This is a genomic window from Phenylobacterium sp., assembly GCF_041691455.1.
GTDB lineage: Bacteria > Pseudomonadota > Alphaproteobacteria > Caulobacterales > Caulobacteraceae > Phenylobacterium.
This window is the reverse complement of sequence record NZ_JBEPUO010000044.1, coordinates 1-19,009: the sequence shown is the minus strand read 5'-3', so window position 1 is coordinate 19,009 and position 19,009 is coordinate 1. Positions and strand designations below refer to the sequence as shown.

Annotated in this window: 15 protein-coding genes; 10 read left to right on the top strand and 5 right to left on the bottom strand. The window is 69.4% G+C overall.

Annotated features, from left to right (window positions below):
- The 3 genes from cysS to ACESMY_RS22355 all read left to right on the top strand — a co-directional run.
- Window positions 1-1,189, top strand: a 1,189-nt coding sequence (cysS, locus tag ACESMY_RS22365) for a cysteine--tRNA ligase (protein WP_372786856.1), incomplete at its 5' end; no start/stop codon positions are given.
- Window positions 1,189-1,752: an SRPBCC family protein gene (locus tag ACESMY_RS22360; RefSeq protein ID WP_372786855.1), complete on the top strand. Its 564-nt coding sequence runs from the start codon at window positions 1,189-1,191 to the stop codon at window positions 1,750-1,752. The genes cysS and ACESMY_RS22360, both read left to right, overlap by 1 nt.
- A gap of 75 nt (window positions 1,753-1,827) precedes the next feature.
- Window positions 1,828-3,870, top strand: coding sequence for a M13 family metallopeptidase (locus ACESMY_RS22355; protein WP_372786854.1), 2,043 nt, complete (start codon window positions 1,828-1,830; stop codon window positions 3,868-3,870).
- 10 nt (window positions 3,871-3,880) lie between these two features.
- Here the strand turns inward: ACESMY_RS22355 and ACESMY_RS22350 are convergent, their stop codons facing one another.
- The gene (locus ACESMY_RS22350) at window positions 3,881-5,950 is read right to left on the bottom strand and encodes a phosphocholine-specific phospholipase C (RefSeq protein WP_372786853.1); all 2,070 of its coding nucleotides are present in this window, start codon (window positions 5,948-5,950) and stop codon (window positions 3,881-3,883) included.
- A 161-nt stretch (window positions 5,951-6,111) separates the two neighbouring features.
- Between ACESMY_RS22350 and ACESMY_RS22345 the strand changes: the two genes are divergently transcribed.
- Genes ACESMY_RS22345 through modC form a run of 4 tightly spaced genes read left to right on the top strand, consistent with a single transcriptional unit; the run spans window position 6,112 to window position 9,941 of the window.
- Window positions 6,112-7,737, top strand: coding sequence for an OprO/OprP family phosphate-selective porin (locus tag ACESMY_RS22345; protein WP_372786852.1), 1,626 nt, complete (start codon window positions 6,112-6,114; stop codon window positions 7,735-7,737).
- A gap of 25 nt (window positions 7,738-7,762) precedes the next feature.
- A complete protein-coding gene (gene modA, locus ACESMY_RS22340) occupies window positions 7,763-8,521 on the top strand; it encodes a molybdate ABC transporter substrate-binding protein (protein ID WP_372786851.1) in 759 nt (252 codons plus the stop codon).
- 17 nt (window positions 8,522-8,538) lie between these two features.
- Window positions 8,539-9,204 carry a molybdate ABC transporter permease subunit gene (modB, locus tag ACESMY_RS22335; RefSeq protein WP_372786850.1) on the top strand — a complete coding sequence of 222 codons (666 nt, stop codon included), beginning with the start codon at window positions 8,539-8,541 and terminating at the stop codon, window positions 9,202-9,204.
- On the top strand, window positions 9,201-9,941 hold the full coding sequence (modC, locus tag ACESMY_RS22330; protein ID WP_372786849.1) for a molybdenum ABC transporter ATP-binding protein: 741 nt from the start codon (window positions 9,201-9,203) through the stop codon (window positions 9,939-9,941). Before modB ends, modC begins: the two co-directional genes overlap by 4 nt.
- On the opposite strand, the gene ACESMY_RS22325 is transcribed toward modC, so the two are convergent.
- From ACESMY_RS22325 to ACESMY_RS22310, 4 genes are all read right to left on the bottom strand, one after another.
- Entirely contained in the window at window positions 9,938-11,332 is a 1,395-nt protein-coding gene (locus ACESMY_RS22325) for a peptide MFS transporter (RefSeq protein ID WP_372786848.1), read from the bottom strand. The two genes, modC and ACESMY_RS22325, sit on opposite strands and share 4 nt — an antisense overlap.
- 63 nt (window positions 11,333-11,395) lie before the next feature.
- A complete protein-coding gene (locus ACESMY_RS22320; RefSeq protein WP_372786847.1) occupies window positions 11,396-14,512 on the bottom strand; it encodes an efflux RND transporter permease subunit in 3,117 nt (1,038 codons plus the stop codon).
- A complete protein-coding gene (locus tag ACESMY_RS22315) occupies window positions 14,509-15,654 on the bottom strand; it encodes an efflux RND transporter periplasmic adaptor subunit (RefSeq protein ID WP_372786846.1) in 1,146 nt (381 codons plus the stop codon). The genes ACESMY_RS22320 and ACESMY_RS22315 overlap by 4 nt, the downstream gene beginning before the upstream one ends.
- Complete coding sequence (locus ACESMY_RS22310) at window positions 15,644-17,110, bottom strand: efflux transporter outer membrane subunit (RefSeq protein WP_372786845.1); 1,467 nt, start codon at window positions 17,108-17,110, stop codon at window positions 15,644-15,646. The genes ACESMY_RS22315 and ACESMY_RS22310 overlap by 11 nt, the downstream gene beginning before the upstream one ends.
- Window positions 17,111-17,456: 346 nt before the next feature.
- On the opposite strand from ACESMY_RS22310, the gene ACESMY_RS22305 reads away from it, so the two are divergent.
- The 3 genes from ACESMY_RS22305 to ACESMY_RS22295 form a co-directional block, all read left to right on the top strand.
- Window positions 17,457-17,918 (top strand): iron-sulfur cluster assembly scaffold protein, encoded by a 462-nt coding sequence (locus tag ACESMY_RS22305; RefSeq protein ID WP_372786844.1) that lies wholly within the window; start codon window positions 17,457-17,459, stop codon window positions 17,916-17,918.
- A 57-nt stretch (window positions 17,919-17,975) separates the two neighbouring features.
- Complete coding sequence (yidD, locus tag ACESMY_RS22300) at window positions 17,976-18,260, top strand: membrane protein insertion efficiency factor YidD (protein ID WP_372786843.1); 285 nt, start codon at window positions 17,976-17,978, stop codon at window positions 18,258-18,260.
- Window positions 18,257-19,009, top strand: a 753-nt coding sequence (locus tag ACESMY_RS22295) for a TGS domain-containing protein (RefSeq protein WP_372786842.1), incomplete at its 3' end; no start/stop codon positions are given. The genes yidD and ACESMY_RS22295, both read left to right, overlap by 4 nt.

Sequence of the window (19,009 nt, the reverse complement as noted above, 5' to 3'; positions counted from 1 at the left end):
CACCGACGTGGACGACAAGATCAACGCCAAGGCCGCCGAGGAAGGCGTGCCGATCTCGGCGATCACCGACCGCTATCTGGCCGCCTACAACGCCGACGCCGCGGCCCTGGGAGCGCTGATGCCCACCGTCCAGCCGCGGGCCACCGAGACCATGGACGCGATCGTCGCGATGATCGGGCGGCTGGTGGACAACAACTCGGCCTACGCCGCGGAGGGCCACGTGCTCTTCGACACCCAGGCCTTCACCGGCTACGGCAAGCTCTCCGGCCGGCCGCTGGACGAGATGATCGCCGGCGCCCGGGTCGAGATCGCGCCCTACAAGCGCCACCCCGCAGACTTCGTGCTCTGGAAGCCGTCGAAGCCCGGCGAGCCGGTGTGGGAGAGCCCCTGGGGGCCGGGGCGCCCAGGCTGGCACATCGAATGCTCGGCGATGATCGAGCAGGAGCTCGGCCTGCCGATCGACATCCACGGCGGCGGCATCGACCTGGTTTTCCCGCACCATGAGAACGAGCTCGCCCAGGGGGTCTGCGACGGCCACCACCACAAGGGCTACGCCAACTACTGGCTGCACAACGGCTTCCTGAACATGGGCGACGAGAAGATGTCCAAGAGCCTGGGCAATGTCGCCCTGGCCCACGACCTCCTCGAACAGCAGCCCGGCGAGGTGATCCGCTGGGCGCTCCTGGGCGCGCACTATCGCCAGCCGCTGGCCTGGACCGAGGACGCGCTCGGCCAGGCGCGCAATTCGCTGGACCACCTCTATGGCGTGCTGGGCCGCGCGCGACACGTCGAGGCCGGCGGCAGCGCCTCGCTTGCCGACGACCAGCTCGCGCCGCTGCTGGACGACCTCAACACGCCCGCGGCCATGGCGGAGCTGAAGCGGCTCGCGACCGATCTCGACGCGGCCGTGCGCAAGGCCGCGCCCAACGCCTCGGCGATCAAGCAGGACCTGATGGCGCTGGCCGAGGTGATGGGCTTCCTGCAGGCCGAGCCCCAGGTCTGGTTCCAGGGCGGGGCCGACGAGGGGCTGAAGGCGCAGATCGACGAACTGATCGCCGCCCGCGACGCCGCCCGCGTCGCCAAGGACTGGAGCGAGGCCGACCGCATCCGCGCCGAGCTTACCGCGTTGAACGTCGAGGTCATGGATGGACCCGCCGGCGCGACCTGGCGGATTAAGGAGCAGGCCTGATGCCCATCGCCCCCTCTCCACAGCTGAAGGCCGGGTTGTTCGCCCGCGGCGGCGGCGCTCCGAAAGGCCCCAAGACCACCCCGACCGGCGCCCCGGCGCCGAAGCCGCCGCCAGGCGTGAGGATCGAGCACCGGATCGGCATCCAGGCGCCGGCCGAGGTGATCTGGGAGGCGATCTCCGACCTGGACTCCTGGGCGCAGTGGAATCCGCTTTATCCTAAGGCGGCGGGCCAGATCCGCATCGGCGGGACCCTGGAGCTGACCCTGGCGCTGCCGGGCCAGCCGCCGCAGGAGATCAGGCCCACCGTCCTGGAGTGGGTGCCGAACGAGCAGCTGCACTGGCGCCTGATCATGCTCGGGGGCCTGGTGAAGACCACACGATTCCTCGAGATCGAGAGCCTGGCGGAGGCGAGCTGCATCGTCTCCAACGGCGAACTCTTCGCGGGCCTCATGGGCCCCTCGATCGCCAAGCGCCTGGGCCGCAGCGTCTACCGCGCCTTCGTCGAGATGGACGAGGCGCTGAAAGCCCGCGCCGAGGCCCTGTGGGCGGCCCGCCAGGACTGAGGCGCCGCGGCCGGCGGGCGCGTTGCCTCCGCGCCGCCTGCGTGTAGTGTCGCCTCCTGTCATGGAGGGTGTCCTTTGAGCTTCAAGAAATGGGTCCTGGCGAGCGCGGCTGTTGTGGCGATCGCGGGCGTGTCGCAACAGGCGCTGGCGGCGAGCGCCGGCAAGGCGAAGTTCGGGACCTGGGGCTATGACGCCACGTCCATGGACACCTCCGTGAAGCCGGGCGACGACTTCTTCAAATACGTCAACGGCGGCTGGAACAAGCGCACCGAGATCGCGCCCGACCGCACCAGCGCCGGCGTCGATGTGGTGCTGGTCGACGAGGCCGAGCGCGACGTCCACAGAATCGTCGACGACCTGGCGAAGGACCCGACCAAAGCCGGCCCCGGCGGCCGCCGCGTCGGCGACTTCTACGCCGCCTGGATGGACGAGAACGGCCTTGAGGCCCGCGGCGCGGCGCCGCTCCAGCCCTACCTGGCGAAGATCGCCGCAGCGAAGACCAAGGCCGAGGTCGCCAAGCTGTTCGCCGAGACCGGCTACACCTCGCCCGTCGACATCGATATCGGCCCGGCGCTCGACGACCCGATGCACTATCAGGCGCAGCTCGGCCAGGCGGGCCTGGGCATGCCCAACCGCGACTATTACCTGCGCGAAGGGGCCAAGTACGACGCCTTCCGCAAGGCCTACCGCGACTACGTGATCAAGATCCAGACGCTGGCCGGCATCCCCAACGCGGCGGCCAAGGCCGACGCGATCATCGCGCTGGAGACCAAGATCGCCAAGGCGCACTGGGCGCCGGAGCGGACCCGCGACATCGAGCAGATCAACAACCCGATGAGCGTGGCCAAGCTGACGGCGCTGGCCCCGCAATTCCCCTGGACCGCGATGCTGGCGCATGCGGGCCTGGGCGCGCCCAAGATCGTGCTGGTGACCGAGCCCTCGGAGGTGAAGGACGCCGGGGCCCTCTTCGCCGCGACGCCGCTTTCGGTGTGGAAGGATTATCTGGCCTACCACTTCGTCCGCACCCACGCGACCTTCCTGCCGCACGCCTTCGACCAGGCGAATTTCGACTTCTTCTCCCACACCCTGCGCGACGTGCCGCAGCAGCGGGAGCGTTGGAAGCGCGGCGTCCAGCTGGTCAACCGCTACCTCGGGGAGGAGGTCGGGCGGATCTATGTGGCCGAGCACTTCCCGCCGGAGGCCGAGCGCCAGACCGCCGAGCTGATTTCCAACCTGACCGCCGCCTACGCCGAACGGTTCGCCAAGGCCGAGTGGATGGACGCGGCGACCCGCAAGGCCGCGCTGGTCAAGCTCGGCACCTTCGATCCCAGGCTCGGGCATCCCAAGACGTACATCGACTATTCGACCCTGAAGATCGACCGCACCGACCTGCTGGGCGACGCGGTCAGGGCCGAGCAGTTCCAGTGGAAGCTGCAGCTCTCGCGCTATCCGCACCCGGTGGACCGGGGCCTCTGGGAGATGGTCCCGCAGGAGGTCAACGCCTACTACAACCCACAGGCCAACCAGATCACCTTCCCGGCCGCCATCCTGCAGCCGCCCTATTTCGATCCCGACGCCGACCCGGCAGCCAACTACGGCGGCGAGGGCGCGGTGATCGGCCACGAGATGGGCCATGGCTTCGACGACGAGGGCCGACACTTCGACGAAACCGGCAAGGTGCGCGACTGGTGGACGGCGGACGCAGCCAAGGCGTTCGGTGCGCGGACCGGGGCGCTGGGCGCGCAGTACGACACCTATGAGCCGGTGCCCGGCGTGCACATCAACGGCAAGCTGACCATGGGCGAGAACCTCGGCGACCTGGGCGGCATCGAGGCCGCCTACGCCGCCTGGCGGCGCTATGTGGCCAAGCATGGGGAGCCGGCGGTGATCGACGGCCTGACCGGCGACCAGCGGTTCTTCATCGCCTACGCCCAGTCCTGGCAGGACAAGGTGCGCGAAGGCGCGCTGCGCCAGCAGCTGCTGACCAACCCGCACAGCCCGGCCGAGTACCGGGTGAACGGCGTCGTCCGCAACGTCGACGCCTGGTATGCGGCCTTCGACGTCAAGCCCGGCGACAAGCTCTACCTGCCGCCGGAAAAGCGCGTTCACGTCTGGTGAGGACTTCCGCCTAGGCTTGGCGGCCCAGCAACGGGTCGCTGAGGCTAGGCTTGCCGTCCTCGCCGTGGCCGGCGAAGCGGCGCTGGAAGCTGGGCGCCTCGGCGCAGGTGACGACGAAGTCGTACCAGTTGTGGCTACCGCTGAGATTCCAATCGTCCATCGCAGCCGCGCCTGGCGCCACGCGATGCAGGCGCGATGCTGTCTTGATGTAGGCGTTTGGCGTCACCTTGAACGTCAAGGGCTTGGAACCCTCGTTGTGAAGTGCGATCCGCAACTTGCCTTCTCTCGGCAGAAACCAGCCGTTGGCTTCGGGCCGCATTTCGGCTCCGAGTTCGCCCCCGAACCCTCGAAGGAAGCCGTTGGGCCCGTGTAAAATGAAGGCGTATGGCCCGGCGTCGAGCGGGATGATGTCGGAGAGGTAGCCGTCGTTCGCTATCGTATAGAACCGCGGCTCTCCGCCCTTGGCGCTATAGAGCCCCAGGGCGACGCCTGCTCCGCCTGGATTGGCGACAGTTAGTTCTAGCCCTCCATCGCGCGGGTGGGTTGTCAGTTGGAAGTCATAGGGCAGGGCCCGAGCAGGTCGCTGGCCGGGCTCCTGTCGCGGCAGGCGCTCGGCGACTTCGGGCGGCTTGGGGAAGGGCATGGCCTTGGCCTTCGCGGCCTTCGCCGGCAGAGCCGAGGCGTCGGGCAGGCGCGCAATGGCGCGGTTGGGCGTCTGGAAGTCGAAGATGCTGGTCAGGTCGCCGCAGACCGCGCGGCGCCAGGCGCTGATGTGCGGCTCCATGACCCCGAAGCGGGCCTCCAGGAAGCGGATCACCGAGGTGTGGTCGAAGACCTCAGAGTTCACCCAGCCGCCCTTCGTCCAGGGCGAGACGACGATCATCGGCACGCGCGGCCCCAGGCCGACCGGCTCGCCATGATAGTCCTCGTGGGTCGTGGCGACCGTGCTCTTTCCGGCCGCCGCGCCGACCGCCGGGATCGGCGGCGGCATGTGATCGAAGAAGCCGTCGTTCTCGTCGTAGTTCAGGATGAAGACGGTCTTGGCCCAGACCTTGGGGTTGGACGCGAGCGCCGCGATCAGCCGGGCGGTCAGATAGGCGCCGTCCGACGGGCTGGCCTGCGGGTGCTCGGACAGCTTGTAGTTGCTGACGATCCAGGAGACCTGCGGCAGGCGGTCGGCGGCCACGTCGGCGGCGAACTGGGCCACCAGGTGGTCGCCGTCGGAGTCCTTGCCGTTGGCGGCGGTAGAGCCCGGCGACCAGGCGCGGGCGCGCTTGTAGAGCTCGGAGTCCGGGCCGATGCCGCGGAAGTTCACGAAGTAGGAAAGGCCGTTGTCGCCGTAGTTCTCGTACTCCTGGTAGACGCGCCAGGAGACGCCGGCGGCCTGCAGGCGCTCGGCGTAGGTGGGCCAGGTCAGGCCCTTGAACTCCGGCGAGTCCTTCAGCGGGTCGGCGGTCTCGTTCTTCTCCTCCGGCGGGTTGGCGACGACGATCTTGCTGTCGTCGCCGGCCGAGAGCCCGCTGGTGCCGCTGAACAGGAACAGCCGGTTCGGATTGGTCTGGGCGAAGATCGAGCAGTGGTAGGCGTCGCAGACCGTGAAGGCGTCGGCGAGCGCGTAGTAGAACGGGATGTCGGCGCGGGTGAAGTAGCCCATGGTCAGCGGGCCCTTGGCCGGAATCCAGGCGTCGTAGTGCTTCCACTTGGCGTGGCTGCCCTTCCAGCTGTGGTCGAGGCTGAACATGGTCTCGGCGCGGGTGGCCTTGGTGTCGAGGTGGAAGGGGCTGACCGTCCCGGTTCCGCCCTTGGCTGGTTGGTTCCAGACCGGCTCGCCGCTCGGCAGGGTGAGGGGCCGCGGGTCGCCGTAGCCGCGCACGCCGCGCAGGGTCCCGAAATAGTGGTCGAAACCGCGGTTCTCCTGCATCAGGATCACCACATGCTCGACGTCCTTGATTGTGCCGGTGACCCGGTTGGCGGGCAACGCGAGCGCCTTGGCGACGCCCGGCGGCAGGGCCGCAGCGCCGATCGCGGCGCCCGCCGCCATTTGCAGGAACGCCCTGCGGTCGCCCGGCCTCTTGGTCATCGTCCGCCCCCAGTCCTGTTGTTCGCGCCAGCATAACCGATCCGCAGATCGCCGCAGCCCCGCTCGATATTCCCGCCCGCCGAAGCTCTGGCGCAGCGTTGTGCAGTTGCGCTACATAACGAGCCGCTCGCGTCAGACGGGTGACGAACGGGATGGGGAAGATGCGTAAAGGTCCGCTCACGGTGCTTCTGGCGACAGCGGCGCTCAGCCTCGTATGGACCGCCGCCGAGGCCAGGCCGCGGCACGTCAAGTCGGCCCCCGATCCGCGCGACGCCGAGATCCAGGCGCTGAAGGAGCAGGTCCAGGCGCTGTCGGCCAAGGTCGACAGCCTGGCGGCGCGCGCCGAGGCGCCGCCGCCCGCACCCCCGCCGCCTGCGCCGCCGCCACCGCCCGCTCCGGCTGCCGTCGCGGTCATCCAGACCCCGGCGCCGGCCTCGTTCCCGACGGCGGGCGGCGCGACGATCGTCGCCGGCAAGCCCTCGATCCAGAGCGCCGACGGCCGGTTCACCGCCAACCTGCACGGGGTGATGCAGTTCGACGCCGCCGACTACAAACAGGCGACGCCCGGGCCGATCACCGCCGACTTCCGGCGCGGCGCGGCGGCTACCGACACGGCCCATGCCCGCGACCTCAACTCCGGCACCAACTTCCGCCGCGCGCGGATCGGCGTCGAGGGCAAGGCCTTCGGCGACTGGGAATACAATCTGCTCTTCGAATTCGGCGGCGCCGGCGAGGAGGACGCCGGCCACATCCAGGAGCTCTGGGCGCAGTACTCCGGCCTGAAGCCGTTCCACTTCCGCATCGGCGCCTTCCCGCCGTCCATCGGCCTGGAGGACCAGGGGTCGACCAACGGGGCGCTGTTCCTCGAGCGGCCGGCGGTGGCCGACATGGCGCGCAGCCTGGCCGGCGGCGATTTCCGCGAGGCGGCTGAGGTCTGGGGGAACGGGTCCTTCTGGTACGCCAACGCCGCAGTCAGCGGCCGGGTGGTGGGGGTGGTCAACTCCCAGGCCACCGGCGTCGCCCAGCCGTTCGACACCCAGCTCGGGCTGATCGGGCGGCTGGTCTTCATCCCGATCAACAACGAGAACGGTATGCTGCAGGTGGGCGTGCACGGCAGCTATGTCTCGCGGCCGTCCGACACCGGCGGGCCCGATACCGCCGCGGGCGCGGCGCGCTATCCGATCACCATCCAGGAGCGGCCTGAGCTGCGGGTCGACGGCACGCGCCTGGTCTCGACCGGCGGGATCAACGCCCGCCACGCCTCGACCCAGGGCTTCGAGGCGGCCGGCGAGCTCGGCAGCCTGTTCCTGCAGGGCGAGTACGAGCGGTTCAAGATCGAGCGGCTCAACGCGGCGGCCGGCGTCTCCGACCCCGACTTCAGCGGTTACTACGTCGAGGGCGGCTACATGCTGACCGGCGAGCGGCGGAAGTACAACGCCGGCACCGCGGCCTTCGACGCGCCCTCGATCGACCACCCGTTCAGCCTGGCCGACGGGACCTGGGGCGCCTGGGAAGTCACCGGACGCTACTCCGACATCGACCTGAACTACCACGAGGGCGCGGCGCTCGCCGCCCCCAGCGCCGACGCCGTGCGCGGCGGCGACCAGCGGATCGTCACCGGCGGTCTCAACTGGTACCCGAACAGCGTCTTCCGCTTCATCCTGGCCTATCAGGACGTGAAGATCGACCGGCTGTCGCCCTCGGTGCTGACCTTCTCGACGCCGGCCGGCGCGCAGGTGGGCCAGCACTACCACGTCATCATGCTGCGCTCGCAGTTCGCCTTCTAGCCGGGCCGGACCCTTGGAGATCCCCATGATCACGCGTCGTCTTCAGATGGTCGGACTGGCGCTCGCTGCGGCCCTGGCGCTCGCGCCGGCGGCGGCGCTGGCGGCCGAGACCCAGGTGGCTGTGGCGGCCAACTTCACCGAGCCCGCCAAGGAGATCGCGACGGCCTTCAAGGCGGCGACCGGCCACACCGCGAGCCTGAGCTTCGGCTCGTCCGGCCAGTTCTACGGCCAGATGGCGCATGGCGCGCCCTATGAGGTCTTCCTCTCCGCCGACGCCGACCGGCCGACCAAGGCCGAGCAGGATGGCCTGGGCGTCACCGGCACCCGCTTCACCTACGCCATCGGCCGGCTGGTGCTCTATTCGAAGACGCCCGGCCTGGTGGACGGGGCCGGCGCGGTGCTTTCGAGCGGCAAGTTCAACAAGCTCTCCATCGCCGACCCGACCGCCGCCCCCTATGGCGTGGCCGCGGTTCAGACCATGACCAAACTCGGCGTCTATGCCGCGGTGAAGCCGAAGATCGTCATGGGCAGCTCGATCACCCAGGCCTACCAGTTCGTCGACACCGGCGCGGCGGAGCTGGGGTTCGTGGCCTATTCCCAGGTGATCAATGTGGCGGGCGGCTCGCGCTGGCTGGCGCCCGAGGCCGACCACGCGCCGATCAACCAGCAGGCGATCCTGCTCTACCCCGGCCAGAACAACCCGGCGGCCAAGGCCTTCCTGACCTTCCTGAAGGGCCCCCAGGCGGTCGCGATCATCAAGAAATACGGCTACGAGGTCCGCTGAACCAAAGGGGCTAAGGTGTGGGCGAGGTCGTCTGGACGACGCTGAAGCTGGCGGGCCTGACGACGGTGCTCCTGCTGATCCTGGCGACGCCCATCGCCTGGTGGCTGGCCCGGCGCAGGACCTGGTGGAAGGAGATCGTGGCGGCGGTCACGACCCTGCCGATCATCCTGCCGCCGTCGGTGCTGGGCTTCTACCTGCTGATCGCCATCGCGCCGCAGAGTCCGCTGATGAGCCTGCTGCATCCCTTCGGCATCCGCACGCTGGCCTTCACCTTCCAGGGCCTGGTGATCGGTTCGATGGTCTATTCCCTGCCGTTCGCCGTGCAGCCGATCCGCGGCGCCTTCGAGGCCATGGGGCCGAGGCCCATGGAGGTCGCGGCGACCCTGCGCGCCTCGCCGTTCGACGCCTTCGCGACCGTCGCCCTGCCGCTGGCCCGGCGCGGCTTCCTGACCGCCGCGATCCTGGTCTTCGCCCACACCATCGGCGAGTTCGGGGTGGTGCTGATGATCGGCGGCTCGATCCCCGGCAAGACCGAGGTGCTGTCGGTGCGCATCTACCAGCTGGTCGAGGCCCTGCAGTATGGCGAGGCGCACCGCCTGGCGGCCGGGGTGGTGGTCTTCTCCTTCGCCGCCCTGCTGGCCATGCTGCTGATCGACCGGCGCTGGGATCGGGGGCTGCCGTGAGCCGGGGCGTCGAGGGCCGGTTCGCGGGCCAGGTCGGCGGCTTCCGGCTGGACGCAAGCTTCGCCTTCCCCGCGGAAGGGATCACCGCCCTCAGCGGGCCCTCCGGGTCCGGCAAGACCACGCTGCTGCGCTGCATCGCGGGCCTTGAGCGGCTGGCAGGAAACCTCAGCGTCGGCGGCGAGGTCTGGCAGGACGCGCGGACCTTCCTGCCGCCGCACCGCCGGCCGGTGGGCGTGGTGTTCCAGGAGGCGAGCCTGCTGTCGCACCTGTCGGTGCGCGGCAACCTGCTCTACGGCGCCAAGCGCACCTCGGCGAAGGCCGACGTCGGGCTCGACGATACGGTCGATCTCCTGGGCCTCGGGCCGCTGCTCGCGCGCTCCACGGCGAACCTTTCGGGCGGCGAGCGGCAGCGGGTGGCGCTGGGCCGCGCGCTGCTCTCGCAACCCCGGCTGCTGCTGATGGACGAGCCGGTCTCCAGCCTGGACGCGGGCTCCAAGGCCGAGATCCTGCCCTATCTCGAACGCCTGCACCGAGCGCTGGCGATCCCGGCGCTCTACATCAGCCACGACGCCGGCGAGATCGCGCGGCTGGCCGACCGGGTGCTGATCATGCAGGGCGGACGGATCCTGCCGGAGGCCGCCGAGCCGTCGCGCGACGCGCTCGCGGGCCTCTCGGCCGGCGACCGCGACGCCCTGGCGCGGGCGGCCCTGCGCGCCGGCCTAACTCCCGACGCCTAGACGGTCGCCGTCGCGACGTCCCGCGGCCCTGCGGTGACGAACGCGCCTGAAAAGCGCGCGCCGATGGTCAGCAGGATGACGCCGCCCAGCGCCACGACGGCGGCGTGCAGCGCCCAGAACTGGCTGGCGCTCAGGATCTCATAGAGCGCGCCCATCCGGCCGCTGATCGTGCTGCCGAGGAAGACCGACAGGGAGTAGACGCCGATCATGGTGGCGTTCACCGAGGCCGGCGCGGCGCGGGAGAAGAGCGCGACCATGGTCGGGGTGAAATAGAGCCAGCCGAGGTTCGAGGCGAAATGGAAGGCGACCGCCCACAGGATCGGCGTGCGGCCGTGGGCGTCGGTCAGCAACGGCGCGCCGGAGAGCCACAGCGTCGAGGCCGCGAAGATGAAGCAGCCGATGGCGGCCTTGGTGAATTCGCCGGGCTCCTGGCCGCGCGCGGCCTGCCAGCGCCAGAACAGCAGCATCGGCGGCAGGCAGACGAAGGGCGCTAGGCCGTCCAGCGCCTGCAGCCAGGGGATCGGCACGGCGAAGCCGCCCACCTGCAGCTCGATGTGGTCGCGGACCCACAGGTTGTAGGTGTTCCAGACTTGGCTCTGGGCGACCCAGAAGCAGGCCGCCACGGGCACCAGGCCCAGCAGCAGCAGCACCCGGCGGCGCTCAGGCGGCGTCAGCCGGGCGCGGGGCGCGGCGGCCGCGCGCCGGACGGTCTGCGGCAGGTCGCGCTGGCCGGTGAGGTAGACGATCAACCCCACCAGCATGCCCACGCCCGCGAAGGCGAAGGCCGCGTGCCAGCCGAACGCCTGGCCGAGCGCGCCGGTCAGGATCGGGGCGATGAAGGCGCCCAGGTTGATCATCGAGGCATAGAGCTGGAAGGCCACCACGCGGCGGCGGTCGTCGGGGGCGTAGAGCTCGCCCACCTGGGGCTGCAGATTGCCGCGCAGGCAGCCGGCCCCGAGGATCAGGAACAGCATCGCCAGCAGGAAGGACTGGTCGAAGGCCATGCAGAAGTGGCCGGCGGTCATCAGGATCGCGCCCAGCGCCACGGTCCGCCGCCGGCCCAGCACCCGATCGCCCAGCGCGCCGCCGAACGAGGGGGTGAAATAGACGAGGCCGACGTAGACCCCGAAGATCTGGGTCGCCAACGCCTGGGTCGAGAGCGGCCCGGTGATGTGCTCGATGAAGGCGCGGAAGCCCGCAAAGCCGACGATCTTCTCCATATGGCCCGGCGTGAAGAGCTGGCCCACCATGTAGAGGGTGAGCAGGGCCTGCATGCCGTGGAAGGAGATGCGGTCCCAGAGCTCCGTGCCCGCCAGTACGACGAGGCCGCGCGGATGGCCGAAGACCTCGCGCTTCGGCGGCGTCGCCTCGTCGGCAGTCGTCATGGTCATTCGGCCCCCCGATGAGACCCCAAGCCTAGGCAGGCTCCCGCGGCGGTGGCAACGCGGAACGCGTCAAACCTCCAGCCGATCGTCCGGCCGCGCGACAAGGGCGTAGAGCGCCGGCATCAGGAAGACGCTGATAAGCAGCCGGGTGAAGAGGCCGCTGACGATGACCAGGGCGAACGGCCGCTGGGAGTCCGTGCCCACCCCGGTCGCCAGCGCGGCCGGGAGCAGGCCCACCGCCGCCACCAGGGCGGTCATCATGATCGGGCGTAGCCGGAGGATCGCGCCCTCGCGGACGGCCTCGGCCAGCGGGACGCCATCGCGGCGCAACTCGTTGACGTAGGAAATGTAGACGACCGCGGTCTGCACCGAGACCCCGAACAGGGCCAGGAACCCGATGCCCGAGGATACCGAGAACGGCGTGCCGGTGAGCCAGAGCGCCAGGATGCCGCCCACCGGGGCCGAGAGGATCACGCCAGCCAGGGTGATGAACGGGAACTTGAAGTTTGCGTAGAGCGTGAAGAGCAGCATGAAGATCAGGAAGAGCGTCAGCGGCAGGATCAGCTTCAGCTGGTCGCGGGAGGCCGTGTACTCGGTGTAGTCGCCGCCCCAGTCGGCGCGATAGCCGCGCGGCAGGGCGACCCCTTGAGCGACCTGGTGCATGGCGTCTTCCACCGCGGCCGCCAGGCTGCGGCCCTCCACGGAGAACTGCACGCCGATATAGCGGGAGTTATTCTCGCGGTAGATGAACGCCGCGCCGCTGGTCACGCCGATGTCGGCGAATTCCTTCAAGGGGATCTGCTGGCCGCCAGGCGTTGCGACCAGGATGGCGCCGATCTTCTCGGGGTTGTCGCGGTACTGCTCCTCCAGGCGCACCACCAGGTCGAACTGCTTCTCCCTCTGCACCACCTGAGTGGCCACGTCGCCGCCGATGGCGGTCTGCACCAGGGCGTTGATGTCGGCGACGTTGACGCCGTAGCGGGCGATCTTGGCGCGATCGATCTTGATGGTGAGGCTGGGCTGGCCGAGTTCCTGAACCAGGGTGACGTCGCGGATGCCGCGCACATGTTGCAGGACCTGTTTGATCGCCTTGCCCTTGGTCTCCAGCGTCTTGAGATCGGGGCCGAAGACCTTCACCGCCAGCGCGCTTTTCAGCCCGGTCTCGGCCTCGTCCACGGCGTCCTGCGCCGGCTGGGTGTAGTTGAAGGTGATGCCCGGGAAGGCCTCCAGCTTCCGATTGATGGCCGCGATGAGCTGGGCCTTGTCGCGGTAGGCGCCGGTCCACTGCGAATAGGGCTTCAGGCCCACGAAGAACTCGACGTTGAAGAAGCCGGTGGGATCGGTGCCGTCGTCGGGCCGGCCGAGCTCGGAGGAGACCGTCGTCACCTGCGGGAAGGTCTTCAGGATCGCGCGCACCTTGGGCGCCACCTTGGCGCTTTCGTCGAAGGAGATCGTGTAGGGCATGGTCGCCCGGACCCAGAGCGCGCCCTCGTCGAGCTGCGGCATGAACTCCGCGCCCACCAGTGGCGTGATGGCCAGCGTCGCGGCCAGCACGGCCGCCGCCGCCCAGACGGTCCCCCAACTATGCTTCAGGCAGAAGTCGAGGCCGCGAGCGTAGCGGTCCTTCAGCCATTCGAAGGGCCGGTTGGTGCGCTCGCGCACATTGTTGCGCATCAGCCAGGCGCAGAGCACGGGGAGCAGCAGCAAGGTCACCAGCAGGGCCCCGATCAGGCCGAAGATCATGGTGTCGGCCATCGGCCGGAAGAGGGCGCCCGACGGACCGGACAGGACGTAGATCGGCAGGAAGCTGACCACGATCACCGCCACCGCATAGACCAGCGGGCGGTCCACCTCGGCCGCGGCGTCGCGGATGATCTCGTGGACGGTCGCCGGCGTGCCTTTGCGCAGCGCGATCTGGCGGAAGATGTTCTCGACCATGAAGATGGCGCCATCGACCAGGATGCCGAAGTCGATCGCCCCGATGGAGAGCAGGTTGGCCGACGCCTTCTGGATGTTGAGACAGGTGAAGGCGAAGAGCAGCGAGAGCGGGATCGTCACCGCCACGATCAGCCCGGCGCGGAAATCGTAGAGGAAGAAGATCAGCATCACGACCACCAGGATCATGCCGCGCACCAGGTTGGCCTCGACCACGCCGGTGGTGAACTTGATGAGGTCGGTGCGGTCGTAGAACGGGACGACCTTCACGTCCTTGGGCAGGATGTGCTGATTGAGGTCTTGGACCTTTGCCCGGACGCCCGTCAGGACGTCCTGGGTCTTTTCGCCGGTGCGCAGCAGGATCACGCCCTCGACGGCGTCGTCCTGAGTCTCGAAACCGAATTCGCCCAGGCGCGGCGCGATGCCGATCACCGCCTGGCCAACATCCTTGATCAGCACGGGCGCGCCATTGTGGACCGCCAGGACGACGTTTCCGATGTCCTCCAGGGTCTCCAGGCGTCCGACGCCGCGGACGTAGTAGAACTGTCCGCCCTGCGAATAGAAGCCGCCGCCGGCGTCGGCGTTGTTGGCGGCGAGGGCGGTCTCCACCTGGCTTACGGTGAGGCCCACGCCGGCCAGCTTGTTCGGGTCGAACAGCACCTGGTACTGCATCTCGCCGCCGCCAAAACCGCTGTCATCGGCGACTCCGGGCACGGACTTGAGGGCCGGCTCGACGACCCAGTCCTCCAGGGTCTTCAGCTCCATGGGCGAGCGGTCGGTGCTCTGAAGGACGTAGCGGTAGATCAGCCCGGAGGGCGAGGTCAGCGGTGAGACGGAAGGCTTCACTCCGTCGGGCAAGGTCAGGTCGCCGAGACGGTTGAATACCTCCTGGCGCGCGGCGTTACGGTCGGTCCCATCCTTGTAGGTGACCACCAGGTCGGAAAGGCCGTAGAGCGAGATCGACCGCGTCACTCCGGCGCCCGGCAGGCCGTTCATCTCGATCTCGGAGGGCACGGTGATCTGCCGCTCCACCTCTTCCGATGTGTGGCCCGGCCACTGGGTGATCAGCTCCACCATCGGCGGCGACAGGTCGGGATAGGCGTCCACCGGCAGCCGTTGCAGCGACCAGACGCCAATCCCGATCAGGATCAGGGTCAGGAGCGCGACCAGCCACGGCTGGCGCAGACCTGTGGCCACCACCCGGTTGATCACCGAGGGCGCGCGTAGGGCCGGTGGCGCGGCTTCGCTCACTGGCTCTGCATGAACTGGACAAAGATGCCGCCGTCGCCGACGACGCGGTCGCCGGCCTGCAGGCCGGCGGAGATCTCGTACTGGTCACCGGTGCGGTAGCCCAGCGTCACGCGCCGGCGGGCGAAGGCGCCGCGCGCTTCGGCGACATAGACGAAGGGCAGGTTCTCATCGTCGCGCAGGATCGACGACACCGGCGCCAACAGGCCGCTCGAGTCCTGCCGCGAGCGGAGGTGGACCCGCACGTACATCTGCTTCTTCAGAAGGCCGCCGGGATTGGCGACGACCACGCGGGCCGCCACCGCGCGGGTGTCCGGGTTCACCAGGGCCGCCACGTTGTCGACCACGCCGGTCAGGGCGACGGACCCGACGCCGGTCTCGATCTCCGCCGAATCGCCGACCTTGACCGAGGGAAGGTCGGACGTGGAGACCTGGGCCATCACCCAGACTTTCGACAGGTTGGCGACGGTGAAGGCCGGGGTGGTCCCGGCCTGGAGGAGCTGTCCCGGCGTGATCAGCTTTTCGACCACCGTGCCGGCGATGGGCGCGCGAATGGCGCCTTCGATATGGCTGATCGGCCGGCCGGCCTGGATGTCCCTGATCGCCTTGGGGTCGAGCTTCAGCGCCTGCACGGCCTGGAGCGCGGCGTCACGGTCGGCCGCGGCGTTGAGGGCGTCGGTTTCGGCCTGCTGGGCCTCGCGGGCCGAGACGCCGTTATGCTGCGCGAGGTCCTTGTCGGCGTCGGCGAGCTGACGCGTCGTGCGCGCGGTGGCGACGGCCTTGGCATAGGCGCTGGTGGCCGCGGCGAAGTCCGAGGAATCCACCATGGCCAGGGCCTGGCCGGCGGCCACCTGCTGGCCCGGCGCGACCAGCAGGCGCGTCACCAGGCCCGAGATGGGCGAGGCCACGGCGGTGGACTGGTCGTTGTCGAAGTCGACGACGCCGGCCGCCTCGATGGTCCTGTGGAAGTCGGCCCGCGCCACAGTCACCAACTGAATGTGCTGCAGCTGCGCCGCGGTGAGGGTCACGTTCTGCGGCGTGGCGTCGGCCTGGGCCGCGGCGTCGGGCTTGGCGCCGCAGGCGGCCAGCGTCATCGCCGCCAGGGCGCAAGCCGCCAAGGCGCGGGTCGGCGATCTAGTTTGCATTGGCGTCCTTGGCGATGTCGGCCCCGGAAAGCTCGGGGCGGCGCCACCATCCGCCGCCCAGCGCCTGATAGAGGGCCACGGTGTCAGCGAAGCGGGCGGCCTGGGCCTGCACGAGGCCGATGCGAGCCTGCTGGTAGGCCTGTTCGGCGCTCAGCAGCGACAGGTAGCTGGCGTAGCCCGCGCGGTACTGCCGCTGCGACAGGTCCAGCGTGGTCTTCGCGGCGTCGGCCGCGGCGGACGTGGCCTTGAGGCCCTCGGCGTCCTGCTCGATGGCCGCGAGCGTGTCGGCGACGTTCTGGACGGCGGTGAGCACCGTGCCGCGATATTGCTCCGCCGACTGCTGATAGGCGGCCTTGGCGGCGCGCTCCTGGTGCAGCAGGGCGCCGCCCTGGAAGATCGGTGTGGTCACCGCGGCGCCCAGATCCCAGAAGCCCGTGCCCGAGTGGAACACGCGTCCGATCGTCAGGGCGGAGGATCCCGCGTCGCCGGTGAGCTGGAAATTCGGCAGGCGGTTGGCCGCGGCGACGCCGATGGCGGCGCTGGCGGCGTGCAGATTGGCCTGCGCCTGACGCACGTCCGGGCGCTGCGTCACCAGGGTCGACGGCAGGCTGAGCGGCAGGTCGGCCGGCAGGGTCAGGCTCTCCAGCGTGAACCGGCTCTCGGGCGTCTCGACCGGAAAACGGCCGGTCAGGACGGCGATCAGGTCCTGCTGTTGCGCCGACTGCTTGAGGAGCGGCGGAAGCGCGGCCCTGGCCTGGGCGAGCTGGCTTTCCTGGGCAGCGAGGTCGAGGCCGCCGGCATAGCCCTTCGACACCTGCAGCCGCAGGATTTCGATCATCTTTGAGTTGATCTCGATGAGCTGACGCGTAGCGTCGATCTGGGCGTTGATCGACGCGTCCTGGATGGCCGCATTGGCGACGTTGGTGGTGAGCGTCAGGTCGGCGGCCAGCATCTGGAAGCGGCTCGCCTCTTCCTGAGCCCTGGCGCCTTCGACGGTCCGCCGGGTCAGGCCGAAGACGTCAGGGGCGTAGGAGACGCTGACCTGCGGCGTGAAGAGGCTGTACTGCAGCGCGTTGGTGGCCGGCGTCGGCGCGAGGTCGCCGGACTGCCGAAACCGGTTGGCCGTGAAACCCGCCGTAACCGCGGGGAAGAAGGCGCCGCGCTGCGCGAGCGTGGTCTCGTGGGCCTGGCGCAGCGCCGCCTGGGCCGCCTTCAGATCAGGATTGGCTTTCAGCGCCTGGGCGATCAGGTCGTTCAGCGGCTGGGAATGGAACAGCGTCCACCAGTCGCCGGGCAGGTCCGTCTCGCCGGCGATCCGCTGCGCCGCGCCTCCGGCGATCGCCGGGACTGCCGCCGTGGCCGGGAGCCGGCGAGCGACATAGGCGCTGACCGAAGGCGGCGCGGGCGTCTTGAAGTCCGGTCCAGCCGCGCATGCGCCGACCAGGAGAAGGGCCACGACAGCGGCCCCCGGAGATGCGCGCGAGGCCGACCAAACGCGCGACGCGCTCAGCCCTTCGGCCTCGGGCGTGTGCGTTGCGCCACGGCCTGACTTTGTCCGAGAAGGGGAATTGTCGCTGACGAACACCTAGGCTGGCGGCGCCAGGTCGGCGACGGCTTTCGTCATGATCTCACCCGCCGAGTTGAATGCGTGTTGTTATATTATAGCAGCTAAAGCTCAAATGCCTTTCGCCCGGCGCCGTGGCCATAAAGAGGTCGCAGGGTTTCATTCGGGCAACAGTCCGGCCGACAGAGGCGCGCGCGCCGGATTTGACTCGGCGGGCCGGCCCCCCGATCTAGAGGCCATGATCGACGACCTCTACTCGGCGAAACTGCTGGCGCTGGCGGCCAATATGCCGCGCGTCGGACGGCTCGCCGCGCCCGACGCGAGCGTCGAGAAGATCGCCAAGCTGTGCGGCAGCCGCGTGCTGGTCGATGTGGTCGTCGACGGCGACCGGGTCGCCGACTTCGCCCAGGAGGTGAAGGCCTGCGCGCTCGGCCAGGCGGCGGCCTCGGTGCTCGGATCGCAGGTGATCGGGGCCAGCCTGCCGGAGCTGGAGGTGGCCGTTAAGCAGTTCCGTGCTATGTTGAAGGACGGCGCACCCGCGCCCGATGGACGCTTTTCGGAACTGGCCATGCTCGCCCCGGTGAAGGACTACCCGGCCCGCCACGCCTCGACGTTGCTCGCGTTTGAGGCCGTGACCGAGGCTGTGCGCACGGCGAGCGCGAAGACCACCGGACGAACTACCCCCGCCGGCGCGGCTTGATCCACCGCTGGGCGCAGCGTAATCGCTGGGCGCTCTCTCGAGATCTCCGTAGCCGGCATGACTGTCTATGAACGCTGCGTCAGGGGCGCGCTCCGCGCCTACAAGCTGACGCTTTCGCCGCTGATCGGGCGGCAATGCCGGTTCTTTCCGACCTGCTCGGAATACGCCGCAGACGCCCTGATCAGCCACGGCCCGTGGCGTGGCGCCTGGCTCGCCGGTCGCAGGCTGTGTCGTTGTCATCCCTGGGGCGGCGGTTCGGGCTTCGACCCGGTCCCGCCCCCGCGCAAGCGGCCCCCGAAGGACGGTGGGACCGGTGCGCGCAAGTGGACCTGTGAAACATGATCGACCTGATTTTCCCCGATGGCTCGAAGCGCCCGTACGACGACGGCGTGACGGGCAAGGACGTCGCCCAGTCCATCGCCATCTCCCTGGCGAAGCGCGCGGTGCTGGTGAAGCTCGACGGCGAGCTGCTGGACCTCGACCGGCCGCTGCCGCACGGCGGCAAGTTCGAGATCCTGACGCGCGAGAGCCCCGAGGCGCTGGAGACCCTGCGCCACGACGCCAGCCACGTGATGGCCGAGGCCGTGCAGGAGCTGTTCCCCGGCACGCAGGTGACCATCGGCCCCTCGATCGAGGACGGCTTCTACTACGACTTCGCCCGCGACGAGCCGTTCAGCCTGGACGACCTGGCGAAGATCGAAGCCCGCATGAAGGAGATCGTCGACCGCGACGAGAAGATCGAGCGCGAGGTCTGGACGCGCGACGACGCCATCGCCCACTTCAAGGAGATCGGTGAGCTCTACAAGGCCGAGATCATCGAGAGCATCCCGGTCGGCGAAGAGGTCAGCGTCTACCGCCAGGGGAACTGGAAGGACCTCTGCCGCGGGCCGCACCTGCCGTCGACGAAGGCGGTCGGCAAGGCGTTCAAGCTGACGAAGCTGGCCGGCGCCTATTGGCGGGGCGACCACCGCAACGCCCAGCTGCAGCGGATCTACGGCACGGCCTGGGCCTCGGAAGCGGATCTCGAAGCCTACCTCCACCGCCTGGAGGAGGCCGAGAAGCGCGACCACCGCAAGATCGGCCGGGCCATG